We start from the raw sequence: 17845 nt of genomic DNA on the forward strand, positions 1-17845 counted from the left end.
CCCCCCGCGCTCTTCCCGTACTGCCGTCACATGGGTTGGAAGAGCTCGACGCCAAAATTCATCAACATGTCGCTCAGCTTCCTTATGGGGAGGCCGACGACATTGAAATAACACCCATCTATCCCATCGATGATCAGCGCGCCCCGGCCCTGTATGGCATATGCACCCGCCTTGCCGAGGGGCTCCCCCGTCCGTATATACCTTTCGATGATGTCATGTGATATGTCGCGCACCCTAACCGTGGTGATATCATGGTCAACCTGGCATCGCCCGCTCCCAGCTTCCACAAGAGCGACCCCCGATACAACCTCGTGAGCCCTCCCTGCGAGCCTCATGAGCATCCTCCTGGCATCCTCCAGGTCCCTGGGCTTGCCGATGATCTCCCCGTCCTGCACGACAACAGTATCAGAACCTATCACAAGGGCGCCATCCTCCGGGCCATCCCCTGACCCGGTCCCAACCCTTGCGGCCACGTCTCGCGCCTTCTCGAGGGATAACCTCGAAACGAGCTCAACCGGGTCGGTGATATTGAATCCCTCCTCGTCCACGCAGCTCAGCATCACATCGAAGTCCAAGCCAAGTTGCTCCAGGACCCACTTCCTGCCTCGCGAGGCGGAAGCCAGTATCAACCTCCTCTTTTTTGCGCCCCGCATCCCTGGATCATCCTGCATAGGTTGTCCTCCATCCGCCCCATTCCACCCCGAAACCATTCCCTTCTATCCCGAAAACCACCCCGAAGGCTGCTACCCCCGGGTGCTTCCCTCGGGCCGTCTCCACCCCGGAGTGGGCATACTATCGCATCTGCTAATCAGAGTCCAACCCAAGCTCGTCCGGGCTGGGGATTGCAGGCAGCGACCTCTTATGCTCGCTGCGGCGCGCCAGCTCCTGGACGCGCGCCGCCACCTCGTCTGAGGCCTGGCCGTTGAGGATATAGCTGTCAAGGTCCTCATAGGACATCCCCATCTCGCCCTCATCCGTCTGACCCTCCCAGAGACCGGCTGTCGGGGGCTTGGTCCGTATACGTTCCGGTATCCCAAGGAACGTTGCCAGCTCCCTGACCTGGGTTTTTACGAGGCTCCCGATCGGCAGGAGGTCAACGCCGCCGTCACCGTGCTTGGTGAAATAGCCTATCGTAAGCTCGCTCCTGTTCCCAGTGCCCAGCACGAGGTAATTCAACTTCGAGGCAAAATAATATAGGGTGATCATGCGGAGCCGCGGCTTGATGTTGGCAGCCGCAAGGTCGGTGGGACCGCACTCTACGCTCCCCCCTGCCCCCCATGGCTCGCCCCGGCCCCCCGCCAGAATAGACAAGAGGGCTTCATATGCCGGGCTCAGGTCCACCGTCCGCGTTGGAATGCCTAAGACACCGGCAATCTCGGCAGCGTCTCTCATATCCTCAGGGTTGCTGTGGCATGGCATTATAAGACCCAGGACTCCGCCGGGAAACGCTCGCGCTGCGAGGGCTGCCACAACAGCCGAATCTATGCCGCCGCTCAAACCCACGACCGCGCCCCTTGCCCCCGCCCCCCTGACCTTCGCCTCGAGCCACTTGACGATCTTTGCTGAAACCTTCTCAGGATTCACCAACCTTCACCCCGGATAGACTCATTCTCACTTTACAACCTCACTTTGCAACACAGCACCCTCCCGGGCCCTCAGTCCCCGTCGAGAGGCCTTTCCCTGCGCCCACCCCACCCGTCACGACGGTATGCAAATCCCTTTGACTTGTCATGACTATGCACCTGGTCGGGCACTTCTCAACGCACTTCCCGCAGTTATCGCACTTATCAGGGATAATCCTGGCGAGATTATCCTCGAGCACGATAGCAGAATTCGGACAGGTCTTGACGCAAATCCCGCAGCCTATACACCCGACCTTGCACACCTTCCTGACCTCGGCCCCCCGCGCGTGCGACCTGCAGAGGACCTGGGTCCTCGCGGACACCGGCACAAGGGCTATGATGCCCCGCGGGCAGGCTTCGATGCACTTACCGCAACCCGTGCACTTCGCCTCGTCAATGACCGGGAGGCCGTCCGCCCCCATCTCCATGGCCCCAAATGGGCATGCCTTCACGCACGTCCCAAACCCGAGGCAGCCGAACGTGCACGCTTTCGGCCCCCCGCTCACAAGCCCGGCAGCCCCGCAATCCCTTATGCCTATATATGCAAATCTGCTCGTCGCCTTATCTTCGCCGCCCCCACACATGACCTTCGCCACCTGGCGTTCCCTGGCAGGGGCAGGCTGGACGCCCATGATCTCGGATACCCTATCAGCCACAACCTGGCCCCCGACCGGGCATGCATCAACAGGGGCCGAACCCGTTACAATGGCCGACGCCAGGCCGCTACACCCCGGATAACCACACCCGCCGCAATTCGCACCCGGCAGGACCCCGGTGATCTTCTCGACCCGGGGATCAGACTCCACCGCGAACTTCCTCGCCGCAAGGCCAAGCATGATCCCAAATACCGCCCCCAGGCCCGCAAGACTCAGAATAGCCTTGAGATACACCATTTCAGTTGCCACGCTCCTCTCCCCACGTCTCTGAGCCTACCCATCCTTCTGCGATTACCTATGCCCTGGAACTACCCATGATCTAATCTGGGAACTACCCATGACACCGCGCCCCGCCATCACAGGCCGAACAGCGCCGCCAGTTTGAAGCCTGTGAATCCCAGGAAGGCAATAGACATGAGGCCCGCCGTTATCAAAGCCAGCGGGAATCCCTTCAGGGCTTCAGGGATCGGCGCGAAATCAAGCCTTTCGCGTATTCCGGCGAACAACACTATGGCGAGCGTGAAGCCGGCCGCGCCTGCTATGCCGTTGACGGCAGTCTGGATGATATCATAGTTCTCGCGTATGTTTATGATAGCCACGCCGAGCACTGCGCAATTCGTGGTGATGAGCGGAAGGTAAATGCCGAGCGCCTGGTACAACGTCGGGCTTACCTTCAGGATCACCATCTCGACGAGCTGGACGAGGGCGGCTATCACCAGGATGAAGGCGATGGTCTGCAGGTAACCCAGGTGGAGCGGGACCAGGATATAATACTGGACCGCCCAGGTGATCACCGAGGCCACGGCCATCACGAAGATGACCGCCATCCCCATGCCCGTCGCAGTCTCTATCCGCTTCGATACCCCTATGAACGGGCAGATGCCCAGAAATCTCGACAGGATAAAATTATTAAGAAGAACCCCCGCAAAGAATATCACGAGGAGGTCCCGCATTGTCCTCACTCTCCTCTGATCATAGCTGAAACAGGCCCGAAATGCAACTACACCCAGGTATTACTTCTATCCAACCAAGCCACTATTTAACTAGATCTTTACTACTATGCCATCCGCCTATGTGGGCCATACTCCCCACTCGCCCGCCCGCCCGTTACACCATGCCAAGGACCATTGCGCCTTACCGAGTCACTATACTCCCGCTATACCATACCCTGCCCCCACCCCGGCCCCGGCCATTGCATCGTCCCCGGCTCCCCCGGATATTGCCATGGCTCTCTCGGCTCTTACGCCTTGCGCCTCGTCAGGGTGTTTATCAACCCGATGAGCAGGCCAAGGGTTATGAACGCGCCCGGCGGGAGCAGCATCATGACTGGAGCGAGGTCTTTATTAAAGATATGGATCCCTGCGAAGCCGAAATCGGGCGCCGCGAGGATCGTCCCCGTCCCTACCAGCTCCCTGATCGCGCTCAGGAGCGTGAGCGCCAGCGTGAACCCGAGCCCCATGCCGAGCCCGTCAGCCAGCGAGTTCACGACAGGGTTCTTGGAGGCAAAGGCCTCCGCCCTCGCCAGGATGATGCAGTTGACGACGATCAACGGGATGAATATTCCAAGCACCTTGTGGAGCCCCGGGGTGAACGCCGCCATCACGAGATCGACGATGGTTACGAACGAGGCTATGACAACCACGAAGCAAGGTATCCTGATCTTTGGGGGGATGAACGACCTGAGCAGCGAGACGATGACATTCGATCCCACCAGGACGAAGGTTGCCGCTATCCCCATACCTATCCCGTTCGTAATGGCCAGGCTCGTTGCGAGAACAGGACACATGCCAATCAAGAGGCGAAAGGTCGGGTTCTCATTGCCTATCCCATTCTTGAAATCAGAGAAAACGCTCATTTCCCCACAACCCCCTTGGAAAGCATCAACTGAAACGCACGAAGCGCCGCTTCAACTCCCTTTGTAACGGCCCGGGATGAAATCGTCGCCCCTGTAAGGGCCTGTATGTCTCCGCCATCCTTTGTCAGCTTAACGGGGGAGCCCGCGACCTTGCCCTTGAACCTCCCCTCGAAATCCTGGCTCGCGACGTTGGCCCCGAGCCCCGGGGTCTCCTGCTGGTTGATGACCGTCACACCCTGGACGACACCATCCAGCGATATCCCGACGATGCTCTCAATCGGCCCACCATACCCGGCGGGGGCAACGCGGACCGCCACCCCGACGGGCCTTCCATCGGCATAACCCACATAGAGGCCCTGGACGATCGACAGGTCGGCCCCCGTTAGGTCCGTCTTCACCTTTTCCGTCTCATCCCTGAATTCCCTCGCCGATGCGAGGACGCTCTCCAGCGCATGCTCCTCCTCGAGGGCCTTCTGGGCGGCTATGCGGTCCTCGGTCACATTATTTACATAAGCAAGAACAGCGGCGGCAACGCCGCATATTAACATCAATATGACACCAAGCCTTATAACATCACGCACCCCGCCGCACCTCCCCAAATTTTCTCGGCCTCGTGAATTTGTCGAGCACGGCCGTAGTTGCGTCCATTATGAGAATCGCGTAACATACCCCTTCCGGGTACCCGCCGAAGAGCCTGATCATCACGGTTAGGACGCCGCATCCAATGCCAAAGAGGGCCTGACCCCTTGGCGTCACAGGCGTGCTCACGTAGTCGGTGGCCATGAAGAAGGCGCCGATCATAAGCCCGCCGGCCAGGATATGAAACAGCGGGTCCTGCCCGAAGAGGGCCGACAGCACCGCAACCGTTCCGATGAAATAGCCTGGTATCCTGAAGGTTATGTGGCCGCGCCATATGAGGTAGAGCGCGCCCAGGAGTATGGCGGGGACCGATGTCTCACCGATGCTCCCTGCCACGTTCCCGAAGAAGAGGGCCGCGTACGGGGTCTTGATCCCCGATAGCTTCAGGAGCGCGAGCGGCGTTGCCGTCGTGAGGGCATCGAACCCCTGCATCCAAGGCGCCTGGCTCACGGGCCACACCCACCGGGTCATCAGCACCGGCCACGATGCAAGGAGCACGGCCCGCCCTATGAGAGCCGGGTTAAAGGGATTCTGCCCGAGCCCGCCGAAGACATGCTTTGCAACCCCGATCGCCACGATCGAACCGATGGCCGGGATCCAGAGCGGGACCGTCGGCGGCAAGACTAGGGCGAGCAAGAGGCCTGCAACGGCCGCACTGTAGTCATTTATAGTGACCGGTTTGTGCAGGGCCTTCTGTATCACAGCCTCTGTAATGATAGCAAAGGCGACGCCCACAAGGATTACAAGGAGGGCCTGCAATTTGAAGAATAGGATTCCCATTGCGCTCGCCGGGATCAGGGCGATGATGACGTCTCGCATGATCTGTGGCGTCGCGATGGGCGACCTCAGGTGCGGGGACGACGAGACAATCAACCTCTTCTCAGCCATGGTATCAATGTTATCAGCCATACGCTACCCCTCCCTCTACTGTTTCTTCCGCCGCCTGGCCATTATCTCGGATTTCGCGAGCCTTATAGCCTGCACAAGGGGCCGGCGCGAGGGACAGATATAGCCGCATGAGCCGCACTCTATGCAGTCCAGGGCATTATACTCCTCAGCCTCGTCGAAACGCCCGGCCTCGGCCCGCTGGCTTATGAAGAGGGGCAGGAGCCGCATGGGACAAGCCCCAACGCACTTGCCGCAACGGACGCAGGGCATGGATGTATCCTCGACCTCGACCTCGTCTTTCGAGAGGGCCAGCACCCCGGAGGTCCCCTTGGTGACCGGGACGTCGGTGGAGAACTGCGCAACCCCCATCATCGGCCCGCCGATGATCACCTTGGCAGGCTCCTTCACAAACCCGCCACACTCCTCTATCAGATCGCCTATTGCAGTTCCGATCTTGACTTTTAGATTCTGAGGCTCCCGTATGCATGAGCCTGCGACGGTTACAACGCGCTCAACCAGCGGCATGCCCTTCTCCAGCGCCTCAGCGACAGCGACCGCGGTGCCGACGTTATTGACGACAACGCCCACGTCCACAGGCAGGCCGCCAGAAGGGATCTCCCTGCCGAGAATCGCCTTCACCAGCTGCTTTTCTGCGCCCTGGGGATACTTCGTGGCAAGCACCACCACCTCGATCCCGGGCACGCCCGATGCAGCCCGCCTCATAGCTTCAATTGCGTCGGGCTTGTTATCCTCGATCCCGAGAAAGGCCCGATCCACCCCGGCCGCCTTCATAAGGGCCCTTATGCCGTATGTGACATCATTGGGCCGCTCGAGCATGATGCGGTGGTCTGCAGTCAAATATGGCTCGCACTCGCTCCCGTTCACTACCAGGGTATCAAACCTCTTCCCCGGAGGTGGCACGAGCTTGAAGTAGGTTGGAAAGGCAGCGCCCCCGAGCCCCACGATGCCCGCATCCCGGATGATGCCCACTATATCCCCGGGAGAAAGGTTCTCAATCGTCCCACGGGGCTTGACATCGGGCGAGAGCTGCTGTTCACCATCGGATTCGATGACGACGGAGTTCACAAGGCGCCCCCCGCTCTGCAGGTAATAGCCTATCGCAGCGACCTTGCCGGACACGCTGGCATGGACGGGCGCCGTCAACTTAGCCGGGCTATCCCCGATCTTCTGACCCACCAGGACGTGATCCCCGGCCTTGACAAGGGGTTCGCACGGAGCCCCCGTATGCTGGTGGAGAGGGATGGTAACCCTGGCGGGCAGCCTCGCCTGCCTGACTGGTTTCGATGCAGTGGATTCCTTAGAGTAAGGAACATGGGTGCCCCCCAGAAAACTACGCAAATTCATAAATGCATATCGCCACCCCACGAAAAGATTATTTAGGAAAATAAATCCGGCCCGGCCGCATCGTGGCCGGCAGGGGATTAACTGGAATTACGGCCAACAAGGAAATGAGGGGTGTTACCCCTCTCAGTAGCACTCCGACTCCGGTATCCCCTTAGCCTTATTATCGCGCCGGATTCCCAAAAAATTATTATTCTACAGCCGCACAAGAATTCCTCTTACAGTTATATGGCTTAGATATAGCCCAAATATAGTAACTCAGATATAGCCCGAACACCGCCAACTTAGATGGCGCGAACTTAGATAGTTAGATAGCGCGCCCCCCCTTTAGCTTTCTATAGTCCCCTTTTGACCTTCTACAGGCCTTGTCATCCTCCCGCTCAATCCCGGCCTCAGGTAGGCAAACCAATAGGCGACCCCGACGAACAGGGCCCCTCCGATCACATTCCCGATCGTTACGGGGAGGAGGTTCTTGAATATGAAAGCGGTCCATGTGAGCCCCATGGCACCCGTCCCGGCCCCGGCGATGCCAGGGGCAGCCTTTAAAAACAATCCCATAGGAATATAATACATATTTGCGATGCTATGTTCAAACCCGCTGGCCACGAAACTGGTAATAATGAAAAAAATGGCAGCAATCTTGCCTATCACATCGTCCGCGGCGTAGGCCGCCCACACCGCGAGGCAGACCAGCCAGTTACATAGAATCCCCCTGGTGAAGGCCTCCCCGAAAGTCAGATTGACCTTCGCCGTAGCGATATTCACAGCCGACGAGCCCAGCCCGAGGTTATTCAGCTTCCAGAGGCCCGACGCATAGACCAGGCCCGCGAGGATCAGTGATCCCGCAAAATTCGCTAGATATACCCAGAGCCAGTTCCTGAGAAGCCCCCCCGGCCTTATCTTACCGTCCAGGAGGCTCACGAGCATGAGGCTGTTCCCGGTGAAAAGCTCTGCCCCGCAAATGATGACCATCATCAGCCCAACAGAAAAGATGGCTCCGCTCAGAAACTTCGACACCCCAACGCCGGCAAAAGTGCTCAAATCTTGCGTCACCGTCATCGACACCTGAGCGCCGAACCCGATGAACACCCCGGCCATCAGGCCAAGCACTACGAGAACGCTGGTCGCCATCGAGGCCTTCTTCTCCCCGGCGTTCGAGACGACCTGGGCGATCTCGGCAGGAGAACGTACCGCCATGCTACCCACCTCACTCATATCATATAAGGTTGACCCCTGTCGCCTGAATTCCCACCCTCGTCTCCAGCTCTCCGAGCCCCCGTGGCCCCGTAACCCATAACCGGTGAATTGGTCTAGACCTATAAGAAGAAACACTAAACTGGTCTAGACCTGTAAGAGATCTCTGTCGCCGGGGAAGAAGAGTCCTGCTTCGCGAATATAGCTCTCGACCGAATCGGAACCGTGGATGACATTGCGAGGCAACTCCCCGCCGAAATCCCCGCGTATTGTCCCAGCGGCGGCATCAACCGGGTTTGTTGCGCCGATGAGGTTTCGCGCGATCTTGATGGCATTTTCCCTTTCCAGCACCGCCACGACCGCCGGCCCCTCTGTTATCGCCTCGAGGAGCCCATCAAAGAAGGGCTTCCCCGCCAGGTGCGCATAGTGTCGCTCTGCGAGGGCCCGCTCTATCTGCCTCATCTCGAGCCTCAGGATCTTAAAGCTCCTCCGCTCAAATCTCTCAAGGACCGTCCCTACGAGCCCCCGTGCAACCCCGTCGGGTTTGACTATGATAAGTGTACGTTCCATAATATCGACTCCTGTCTTGCGAGGTGATATCAATTCCCGGTGCCCAATTCCTGGCGCCGGGGTCTCCACAAAAACCAGGGGCCCCGGCGCCAGGCATCCATTTCTAAAAAAGCCCCTCTATCCTGCCGGATTCATCTATATCCACTACCTCGGCCGCCGGGTGCTTGGGCAGGCCAGGCATGGTCATCATCGTGCCGCACAGCGGGACGAGGAAGCCCGCACCAGCAGAGGCGCGCACCTCGCGCACAGTCAGCTTCCATCCCCTTGGCGCGCCCCTCAGGCCAGGGTCGTCCGAGAGTGAGAGCTGGGTCTTGGCCATGCAGACCGGCAGCGTCCCGAGCCCCTGCTCGGTGAGGACCTTGATCTGGCGCTCCGCATCCCCGGCATAGACAACCCCGTCAGCGCCGTATATCTGCGTCGCCAGGGCCTCGATCTTTTCCTTGATGGGTGCGTCGAGGTCGTAGAGGAAGCGGAAGGCCGGCCTCTCCTTCTCCAGCGCATCGAGGACAGCCTCAGCGAGCTCCCTCCCGCCATCTCCACCCTTCGCAACCACTTCGGAAATCGCCGCGCGCACGCCGAGCTCCTCGCAGTGGTGTTTCAGGAAATCAAGCTCTACGTCCTCATCCGTCGGGAACCTGTTTATGGCCACAACCACCGGGAGCCCGAATCTCCTGGTCAGGTTCTCGATATGCTTATCGAGGTTCGCGCACCCCTTCGCGAGGATGTCGAGGTTGGTCTCGGTCAGCTTATCCTTCGCGGCGCCACCGTGGTGATTGAGCGCCCTCACGGATGCCACCAGCACGACGACATCGGGGCGCACATCAGTTATCCGGCACACGATGTCAAAGAATTTCTCCGCGCCCAGGTCCGCGGCGAAGCCACCCTCCGTGACCACGTAATCCGCGAGCTTCAGCGCCAGCTCGGTTGCGATTATGGTGTTGTTGCCATAGGCGATATTGGCAAACGGGCCGCCGTGTACAAAAGCCGGCTGCCCCTCAAGCGTCTGGACGAGATTTGGCTTGAGGGCATCCTTGAGGATGACCGCCATCGCGCCCACGGCCTTGAGATCACGGGCGTATACCGGTTTCCCATCGCGCGTGTAGGCCACCAGGATGCGCCCAAGGCGTTCCTTGAGATCATCCATGCTCCTGGACAGGCCGAGGATCGCCATGACCTCCGAGGCCACCGTTATATCAAAACCTGTCTCGCGCGGGAAGCCATTCCCCTTGCCGCCGAGCCCGACGATGACGTTTCGTAGCTGCCTGTCGCTTATGTCCATCACGCGCCGCCACACGACCCTCAAGGGGTCTATCCCGAGCTCGTTGCCGTGAACTATATGATTGTCGACCATGGCCGCGAGGAGATTGTGCGCGGCGCCGACGGCGTGAATATCCCCAGTGAAGTGGAGATTTATATCCTCCATCGGCACAACCTGCGAGTAGCCACCACCGGCCGCCCCACCCTTGATGCCGAAGGTCGGGCCGAGCGATGGCTCGCGCAGCGCCACCATGACTTTCTTCCCCAACTTCCCCAGGGCCTGCGTGAGGCCTACAGCCGTGCAGGTCTTCCCCTCACCGGCGGGGGTAGCTGTGATCGCGGTAGTGTAGATCAGTTTGCCGTTTGGCCTGCCTTTGAGGCGCCTGTAGACATCCAGGCTGATCTTGGCCTTGTACTTGCCATACGGCTCGATATCATCATCCAAAAGGCCTATTGACCTCGCTATCTCCGAAATCGGTCGCAACTTAGCAGACTGGGCTATCTCAATATCAGGCAGCACCAATATTTCGCCCCTTTCGGTCTTTTAAGCTTTTTGGTTATTGTCGCGAGATCTCTACATTCTACATTCTACAGTCAACATGTTACAGTCACGCGAGATTCTACAATGATTATCCGGGCCTGCTCCGGCCGCCCCGGCCTTGCTCTGGCCTGTCCAATCTCCTCTTGCATACCCCTATTTACCCCTGCCTATCACCTCCCGGACTGGATATAGTCATGGATGCCCTTCGCAGCGAGCTTCCCTGCTCCCATTGCAGCGATAACGGTTGCAGACCCCGTCACAATATCGCCGCCTGCAAATACCCCTGGAATGCTCGTCTCGCCCGTCTTCTCATTTATGATGATATTCCCATGCCTCCCAAGCGCGAGGCCGGGGGTCCTCTTTGTGAGGAGGGGATTCGGCTCCGTCCCGATGGCTGAGATCATGGTATCGGCCTCGAGCGTAAACTCAGAGCCCTTAATGGGCACTGGCCGTCGCCTCCCGCTCTCGTCCGGCTCGCCGAGCTCCATCCTTACGCACTCCATGCCCGTGACCCACCCTTTCTCGTTTCCGATAACGCGCACGGGATTGGTCAGGAGCATGAGCTCCACGCCCTCCTCCTCTGCGTTTTCGATCTCTTCAGCCCGCGCAGGCATTTCCGCACGAGACCTGCGGTAGACTATCATAACCTTCTCCGCGCCCAGCCTCAGCGCGGTCCGGGCCGCATCCATCGCCACATTGCCGGCCCCGACCACAGCAACCCGCTTCCCCGTCTTGATGGGGGTATCATACTCGGGGAAGAGGTAGGCCTTCATCAGGTTCGACCGGGTCAGGTACTCGTTCGCCGAATACACGCCATTGAGGTTTTCCCCTGGGATCCCCAGGAAGTGCGGCAGGCCCGCGCCCGTCCCCACGAAAACGGCCTTGAACCCGTCATTGAAGAGGTCTTCGATGGTGAAGGTCTGGCCTATGAGCATATTGGTGCGGATCTCTACTCCAAGGCTCTTCACATACTGGATCTCTTCCTCGAGAATGGCCTTGGGCAACCTAAATTCGGGGATGCCATACCGCAATACCCCGCCCACCTCGTGAAGTGCTTCAAATAGCACGACCCTGTAGCCAAATCTGGCCAGCTCCGCTGCGCAGGTGAGGCCCGCCGGCCCTGACCCGACGACGGCAACCTTTACAATCCCGGTCCCATCGCCAGCCGTAGAAGCGTTGCCAGCCGCACTTGCGCTACCGGCCCCGGCTGCAAGCTCCTCTGCAAGCTCACGGCGCTCCCAGTCCGCCACGAACCGCTCCAGAGCGCCTATCGCCACCGGCTTCTGATTCTTGGCCTTGCCCAACGTGCACAGGACCTCGCACTGGGTCTCCTGCGGGCAAACCCTGCCGCAAATTGCAGGCAGGCTGTTCTTCTCCTTTATCTTTTTCGCCGCCTCCCCAAATCTTCCCTCCTTGACGAGCGCGATGAAGTCAGGTATGTCAACACCAACAGGACATCCGCTCACGCAGGGTCGTTTAGGGCACTGGATACACCTTTGCGCCTCGCTTACCGCGGCCTCAGGAGAGTATCCCAGCGCAACCTCATTGAAATTTCTTATCCTCTCCCGCGGATCCTGCTTTGGCATCTGGTGGCGCTGAGCTATCTCTCTTGGCATTTACATCCCTCTCCTTGTGCACGAAACCTCTCCATGGCAATCCTCTCCTCCTCGAGGAATCGATTTTGGCGGGCCATCAATTCCTCGAAATCGACCTTATGACCATCAAAAGCAGGGCCATCAACGCACGCAAACTTGACCTCTCCGCCCACCGTGACCCGGCATCCCCCGCACATGCCTGTGCCATCCACCATGATCGGATTCAGGCTCACGATCGTTTTAACGCCGAAATCCCGGGTTACTCTCACTGCCGCGCGCATCATAGGGAGGGGACCTATAGCAACCACCTCATCGACCTTCTCCCCGCTCTCGAGGAACTCCCTCAAGAGATCGGTTACAAAGCCGTGGTGCCCGAAGCTCCCATCATCAGTGCTGTACCCCACATGATGGCTCACCTTCTCCATTCTCTCTTTAAAAATTATCATCTCTTTCGTCTGGGCCCCGATAAAGGATATCACCCGGCTTCCAAGCTCGTAAAACCGCCGCGCCTTGGGGTACATCGGCGCAACTCCGAGCCCTCCCGAGACGCAAACCACGCAACCAACCTTCTCAATGTGCATCGGGGTACCAAGGGGCCCGACAACGTCCGCCAGAAAATCGCCAACGTCAAGGGTTGCAAGATGACAGGTCGTTTTCCCGACTTCCTGGGAAACCATAGTTATAGTGCCCTTTACAGCGTCGTAATCGGCTATCGTGAGCGGGATCCTCTCGCCCTTTTCGTGGACGCGGAGAACCACGAAGTGCCCGGGCTGCGCCTTGGCCGCTATCTCGGGGGCGTAAACCTCGAACTCCGTGATCCTGGGCGCCAAGACCTCTTTTCTGAGAATCTTGTTCATGAACCAACCATTCCCTCCTATTCTTTCCTGCAAGGGAACATATAAGATCATTTTCAGGGCCCATCTCAGGGACTGGATCACTGGATAAAGCATGGCAAGGTGGAACACGGCGAAGCTGGAGAGGTCCTTGAGAATAATCACCCTCTATAGTGGTACATTCGAGCTCCAATGTCAAGAGCCCGGAGAGCTATCCTCGCCTCCCTCGCCTCTCGCTAGGCCTCACCCAATGCCCGTCCCATGCCCGCCTCATCATGGCCCCACTACATGGCCACGCTCCTCCCCGGCCCCGATCCTATCCCGGCGCCACCTGCCCGGTGCCCGGCTCCACCCGCTATGGCTCGCGCGCGCCTTCCCAGGGGGCCCCGGGGGCTTTGCACAGGTAATAAGCCAGATGCATGAGCTCCAGGCTGAGATCCGAATTGTGAAGGCGGACGTGGGGCGGGACTGTGAGCTTCGCCGGAGCGAAATTAAGGATCCCATCTATCCCGGCACCCACGCATGCATCGACGACCTCCTGGGCGCTCGAGGCCGGCACGGCCACCACGGCCATTCGCACCCCGAGCTCCGAGACCTTCTCTTTCAATTGCCGCATGGGCGAGACCTCTATTCCGTCTATTCCCAGTCCAATCTTCGCCGGGTTCTTGTCAAATACCGCCACGATGTCGAGGTGGTAATCCGCCTCGGCCTGGCGACGCCCTATGAGATACCTGGCCAGGGCAATCCCGAGGCTGCCGGCCCCGATAATCGCCACCTTGATCACACAATCCAGGTTGAGCACCCTGCGCAGCTCCTGCCTCAAGACATCGATCTCGTATCCAACCCCCTGTTTGCCGAACTCCCCAAACAGGCTGAGGTCCTTCCGGACCTGGTCAGATGTGACACCAGCGGCGTCGCCGAGCTCATATGAGGAAATCGACGGCCCATGCTTATCTACATCAATAGTCTCCAGGACCCGCAAATAAAGGGGCAATCTCCTGATAACCACGTCAGGAGCTTTCCGGGCTCTCATTTAGATTCACCTCCGGAGTCCAGGGTAATAGCTAACGTCAGGTGGCTCCCCGCAGGCCCCACGGTTTTGAAAGTCACTTCGTTGACGCCGGATTGCAAATAAGCTGAAACGTCAAAGGACATACCCGCCACCGGCGGATTCTCAAAGGCATAGAACACCTTGCTGCCCCTATTGAAGGTCACGGCCACCCCCTGCGCGTCCGCATCCCATATGACAAGCCTGCCAACCCCGCGGGGCGCGATGAATCTCTGGCGCACCTCGCCCTGGCATTCCTGGCGAGCTCCACTGCTGCCTGTATCCCTATCCCCGTGATCGTCCCCATGACCATCTCCTGTTACAGAGAGCCTCACCGGGATCGTGCTGAGCGACGCGCCTGTGTAATAGTGCCGGATAATGTCGTAGAAGGAATACCCCTGGCGCGCCATGCCCTCAGCCCCCCACTGGGACATGCCTGCGCCATGCCCATACCCCGCTCCTGTGGCCTTCACGCTCACGATCCCCCCGGAGGCATCCCTCTCAAAGTCGAAGACCACGAGGGAGCTCTTCAACATGCCCCCCGAAACCGGCCTGAGCAGCGTCCTGATATTCAACTCTCCATTCACAACCCAGGTGCCGTTTGTCCCAACGACCCCTAACGCTACTATCCTGCCGGACGCCCCCCGGCGGATGGGTATCAGGTTCACCAGCCTCCCGATGCCCTTCGAAGGGCCCGGTCCTGACCCTTCCGACCCTGATCCCGACCCGAACCCCGATCCTGACCCAGGTCCGAACCCAGAGTCAAACCCGGGCCCCGACCCGGAGCTGGATGCCGGCCCTGGACCGGATTCGCCCCTGGAGGCAAGGGTCACGTAACTCCTCCGGGAAAACCTGGCTATGCCATCATTTATGGTCTTCTCGAGCTCCTGCCCTGGCCAGGTCACTTGCCACCGGAAGTTCGGCGATATAGCATCAAACCTCCCTATGCGGCCTGATAGAAACCTCCGCACCCCCTCCTCGGTGCGCAGGTCCGGCACTCCCGGTTCATCCGGAACGGCCTGCAGGTATGGTATGGCGGGATTGTCCAGCCAGACATTCTCGCTCGCCTCCGTATGGCCTCCGGCCGTCGAGCAGTAGACCGCATCTATAACCTCTTGCCCGAAGGTCGCTACAACACCGCGCGTATCCGCTATGGCAGCATCCGAGCGAGGATCCTCGCTCCCTATGCCGTAGTAAACCTGGCAATGGGGAGAGTCGCACAAATATACGTCCTGGCCGTCCTGGCCCGGGCCGTGCGAATGCGAGGCAGAAACATCCCCCCCCATCCCTGGGACAGCCCTTTGCAGGTTAAAGATGGCGTAGGAGCGGGCTGCTATAGCCTGGGCCCTTAGAGCCTCATCGCTGAACGATCTCGGCATCTCGTTGGGCACGACCCCGCGCAGGTAATCCCCAAGGCGCAGCTCGTTTATGATGCGCAGCTTCGCAGGCGCCGGAGACGGCGATATCTCGAGGCTTCCGCGATATAGCGGGTATGGGGAAACCTTTGGGCGCTGGAGATTTGTAACCCCCAGCGGCCGCGCCGGATCCCTGGGGCTCACACGGACGGGCCCCGTAAACACGCCCAGGGCCATCCTCGTCCCGATTGCGGCCGCGACCAGCTCAGCGCTGATCCCACCGGGGGCCCGCCGGAAAGTTAACGCGTCCCCGGGCGCGACAAGAAACTCGGGCCCCCCCGGCCCGGCCTTCACCGCCATCCCGCCCTTGGAAACCACGGTTACGGCGTCATGATCCAGGTCAGAGGAGGGCCCGAGCGTCCGATTCAGCGCGACGCGGATAATCGAGTCGTCATCCAACATGGGGGAGGGCGCCTGTGCCCCGGCATCGCGTCCGGGACCACCCACCGCCATCAACCCTATCCACGCTGCGGTGAAACATACAACAACATAGACTATGAACCGTTGACACCGGAGCAAAACCATAGACTATACAGCATCCTCATCAATACTTGCCCCGACCGATATAATGAGTGTGCAATAGATGATGCGACCGCTCGCCGAGAGGCTTCTCGAGAAACTCGGCGTAGATCTGCTTGATCGCCGGGTTCTCATGGGACTTCCGGTAAGGCATGTCCTTATCTGCTAGATAGAGAGCCTGGCCACGCTTCCCCTTTATCTCCATAGTGCTCGGTATGGGCTGCCCGCCGCCGCCAACACACCCTCCCGGGCAGCACATTATCTCGATGAAGTGGTAATTCGCCTCCCCGGCGCGGAGCATCTCGAGTATCTTCTTTGCATTGCCCAGACCGTGGGCCACGGCCACCCTCACCGTCAGGCCATTGAGGTTGACCTCGGCTTCCTTTATCCCATCGAGGCCGCGAACTCCTTCGAAGTCCAGGTTGCCGAGCTCTGTCCCGGTCGCGACCTCATATACCGTCCGGAGCGCTGCCTCCATTACCCCGCCGGTGGCCCCGAAGATCGCCGCGGCACCGGTGGAGATGCCCATCGGGTCATCGTGCTCCTCCTCGGGAAGGTCCTCGAACCTGATACCAGCCTCCCTCAACATCCTGCCGAGCTCACGGCTGGTGAGCACGGCATCGACATCCTGGTACCCGCTCGACCTCATCTCCGGCCTCTCCGCCTCAAATTTCTTAGCCGTGCACGGCATGAGCGAGACGCTGAAAATATTGGCCGGATCGATGCCAGCCTTCTGGGCGTAATAGGTCTTCACCAGCGCACCGAACATCTGCTGGGGAGACTTACATGTCGATATATGAGGCAAGAGGTCGGGATAGTAGTGCTCCCCGAATTTGATCCACCCCGGGCTGCAGGATGTGATCATCGGGAGAACCCCACCTTCTTTTATTCGCTTTAAAAGCTCATTTCCCTCCTCTATTATGGTGAGGTCGGCAGTGAAATCCGTATCCATTACCTTATCAAACCCGAGCCTCCTGAGAGCCGCCACGAGCTTCCCCGTGACGAGCGTCCCGGGCTCCATGCCCATCTCCTCACCGATAGTCGCCCTGATAGCGGGCGCGGTTTGCACAACAACGTGCTTCGCCGGGTCGGCGAGCGCCTCCCACACCCGCTCGGTATCGTCGCGTTCACTTATAGCCCCGACGGGGCACGCCAGGATGCATTGCCCGCACAGGGCGCACGCAACATCCCCCAGGTCATCCCCGAAGACGGGCGTTACCACTGTATCAGCACCCCTATTAGCAGGGAACAGCACACCGACGCCCTGAACATTCTGGCACGTTTCCACGCACCTCCGGCAGAGAATGCATTTATCAGGCTCCCTGACTATAGAGGGCGTCGAATGATCCTCAGGCAGGCCGCGCAGCCTCCTTTCAAAGCGGACCTCCCGTATACCGAGCCTCTCCGCGAGCGTCTGCAGCTCGCAGTTCTGATTTCTTATACACTGCAAGCAATCCTGGGGGTGCCTGGCGAGGAGAAGCTCCACCGCCATTCTCCGGGCCTGGCGGACTGCCTGCGTATTCGTCCGGACGACCATACCATCGCTCGCAGGATATGCGCATGCGGGCTGCAGCAGCTTTTGCCCCTCTATCTCAACCACGCAAACGCGGCATACAGCCCTCGCCTCAAGGTCAGGGTGGTAACAGAGCGTGGGAATATCTATGCCTATCCTCTTTGCAGCGTCGAGGATGGTGATTCCCTTCTCAACCTGCACTCTGCGGCCATCTATTGTCAACGTGACCATCGCGATATATTCCCTCCTCGTAAATCCACACTCGTGAATCCGCAGATACTAAGGCCTGCAGATACTAAAGCCTGCCAGCAAGACCTCCTGAAAGGCCTGCTAAGGTC

Annotated in this window: 16 protein-coding genes; all 16 read right to left on the reverse strand. The window is 59.4% G+C overall.

Annotated elements, in window-relative coordinates; translation table 11 throughout:
• Positions 1 to 26 precede the first annotated feature (26 nt).
• Positions 27 to 653: a septum formation protein Maf gene (gene maf, locus HPY71_07285; protein ID NPV53310.1), complete on the reverse strand. Its 627-nt coding sequence runs from the start codon at positions 651 to 653 to the stop codon at positions 27 to 29.
• Between the two features lie 151 nt (positions 654 to 804).
• A complete protein-coding gene (nadE, locus tag HPY71_07290; protein ID NPV53311.1) occupies positions 805 to 1587 on the reverse strand; it encodes an NAD(+) synthase in 783 nt (260 codons plus the stop codon).
• A gap of 37 nt (positions 1588 to 1624) precedes the next feature.
• Positions 1625 to 2515: an RnfABCDGE type electron transport complex subunit B gene (locus HPY71_07295; GenBank protein ID NPV53312.1), complete on the reverse strand. Its 891-nt coding sequence runs from the start codon at positions 2513 to 2515 to the stop codon at positions 1625 to 1627.
• Between the two features lie 119 nt (positions 2516 to 2634).
• Positions 2635 to 3231, reverse strand: a complete 597-nt coding sequence (gene rsxA / locus HPY71_07300; GenBank protein NPV53313.1) for an electron transport complex subunit RsxA — start codon at positions 3229 to 3231, stop codon at positions 2635 to 2637.
• 287 nt (positions 3232 to 3518) lie between these two features.
• Positions 3519 to 4133, reverse strand: a complete 615-nt coding sequence (locus tag HPY71_07305) for an electron transport complex subunit E (GenBank protein NPV53314.1) — start codon at positions 4131 to 4133, stop codon at positions 3519 to 3521.
• The gene (locus HPY71_07310; GenBank protein NPV53315.1) at positions 4130 to 4714 is read right to left on the reverse strand and encodes an RnfABCDGE type electron transport complex subunit G; all 585 of its coding nucleotides are present in this window, start codon (positions 4712 to 4714) and stop codon (positions 4130 to 4132) included. The genes HPY71_07305 and HPY71_07310 overlap by 4 nt, the downstream gene beginning before the upstream one ends.
• On the reverse strand, positions 4707 to 5660 hold the full coding sequence (locus tag HPY71_07315) for an RnfABCDGE type electron transport complex subunit D (protein NPV53316.1): 954 nt from the start codon (positions 5658 to 5660) through the stop codon (positions 4707 to 4709). The genes HPY71_07310 and HPY71_07315 overlap by 8 nt, the downstream gene beginning before the upstream one ends.
• Positions 5661 to 5696: 36 nt before the next feature.
• Positions 5697 to 7025 (reverse strand): electron transport complex subunit RsxC, encoded by a 1329-nt coding sequence (gene rsxC, locus HPY71_07320; GenBank protein NPV53317.1) that lies wholly within the window; start codon positions 7023 to 7025, stop codon positions 5697 to 5699.
• 324 nt (positions 7026 to 7349) lie between these two features.
• Complete coding sequence (locus HPY71_07325; GenBank protein ID NPV53318.1) at positions 7350 to 8219, reverse strand: formate/nitrite transporter family protein; 870 nt, start codon at positions 8217 to 8219, stop codon at positions 7350 to 7352.
• 144 nt (positions 8220 to 8363) lie between these two features.
• Positions 8364 to 8786: a nucleoside-diphosphate kinase gene (ndk, locus tag HPY71_07330; GenBank protein ID NPV53319.1), complete on the reverse strand. Its 423-nt coding sequence runs from the start codon at positions 8784 to 8786 to the stop codon at positions 8364 to 8366.
• Positions 8787 to 8889: 103 nt separating this feature from the next.
• Entirely contained in the window at positions 8890 to 10563 is a 1674-nt protein-coding gene (locus HPY71_07335) for a formate--tetrahydrofolate ligase (protein NPV53320.1), read from the reverse strand.
• Positions 10564 to 10754: 191 nt separating this feature from the next.
• Positions 10755 to 12200 (reverse strand): NADPH-dependent glutamate synthase, encoded by a 1446-nt coding sequence (gene gltA, locus HPY71_07340; protein ID NPV53321.1) that lies wholly within the window; start codon positions 12198 to 12200, stop codon positions 10755 to 10757.
• Positions 12185 to 13036, reverse strand: a complete 852-nt coding sequence (locus HPY71_07345) for a sulfide/dihydroorotate dehydrogenase-like FAD/NAD-binding protein (GenBank protein ID NPV53322.1) — start codon at positions 13034 to 13036, stop codon at positions 12185 to 12187. Before HPY71_07345 ends, gltA begins: the two co-directional genes overlap by 16 nt.
• 331 nt (positions 13037 to 13367) lie before the next feature.
• On the reverse strand, positions 13368 to 14045 hold the full coding sequence (locus HPY71_07350; GenBank protein ID NPV53323.1) for a redox-sensing transcriptional repressor Rex: 678 nt from the start codon (positions 14043 to 14045) through the stop codon (positions 13368 to 13370).
• Complete coding sequence (locus HPY71_07355; protein ID NPV53324.1) at positions 14042 to 16000, reverse strand: SpoIID/LytB domain-containing protein; 1959 nt, start codon at positions 15998 to 16000, stop codon at positions 14042 to 14044. Before HPY71_07355 ends, HPY71_07350 begins: the two co-directional genes overlap by 4 nt.
• A gap of 19 nt (positions 16001 to 16019) precedes the next feature.
• A complete protein-coding gene (locus HPY71_07360; protein NPV53325.1) occupies positions 16020 to 17744 on the reverse strand; it encodes a 2Fe-2S iron-sulfur cluster binding domain-containing protein in 1725 nt (574 codons plus the stop codon).
• Between the last annotated feature and the right edge of the window lie 101 nt (positions 17745 to 17845).

Source organism: Bacillota bacterium (assembly GCA_013178125.1).
GTDB lineage: Bacteria > Bacillota > SHA-98 > Ch115 > JABLXJ01 > JABLXL01.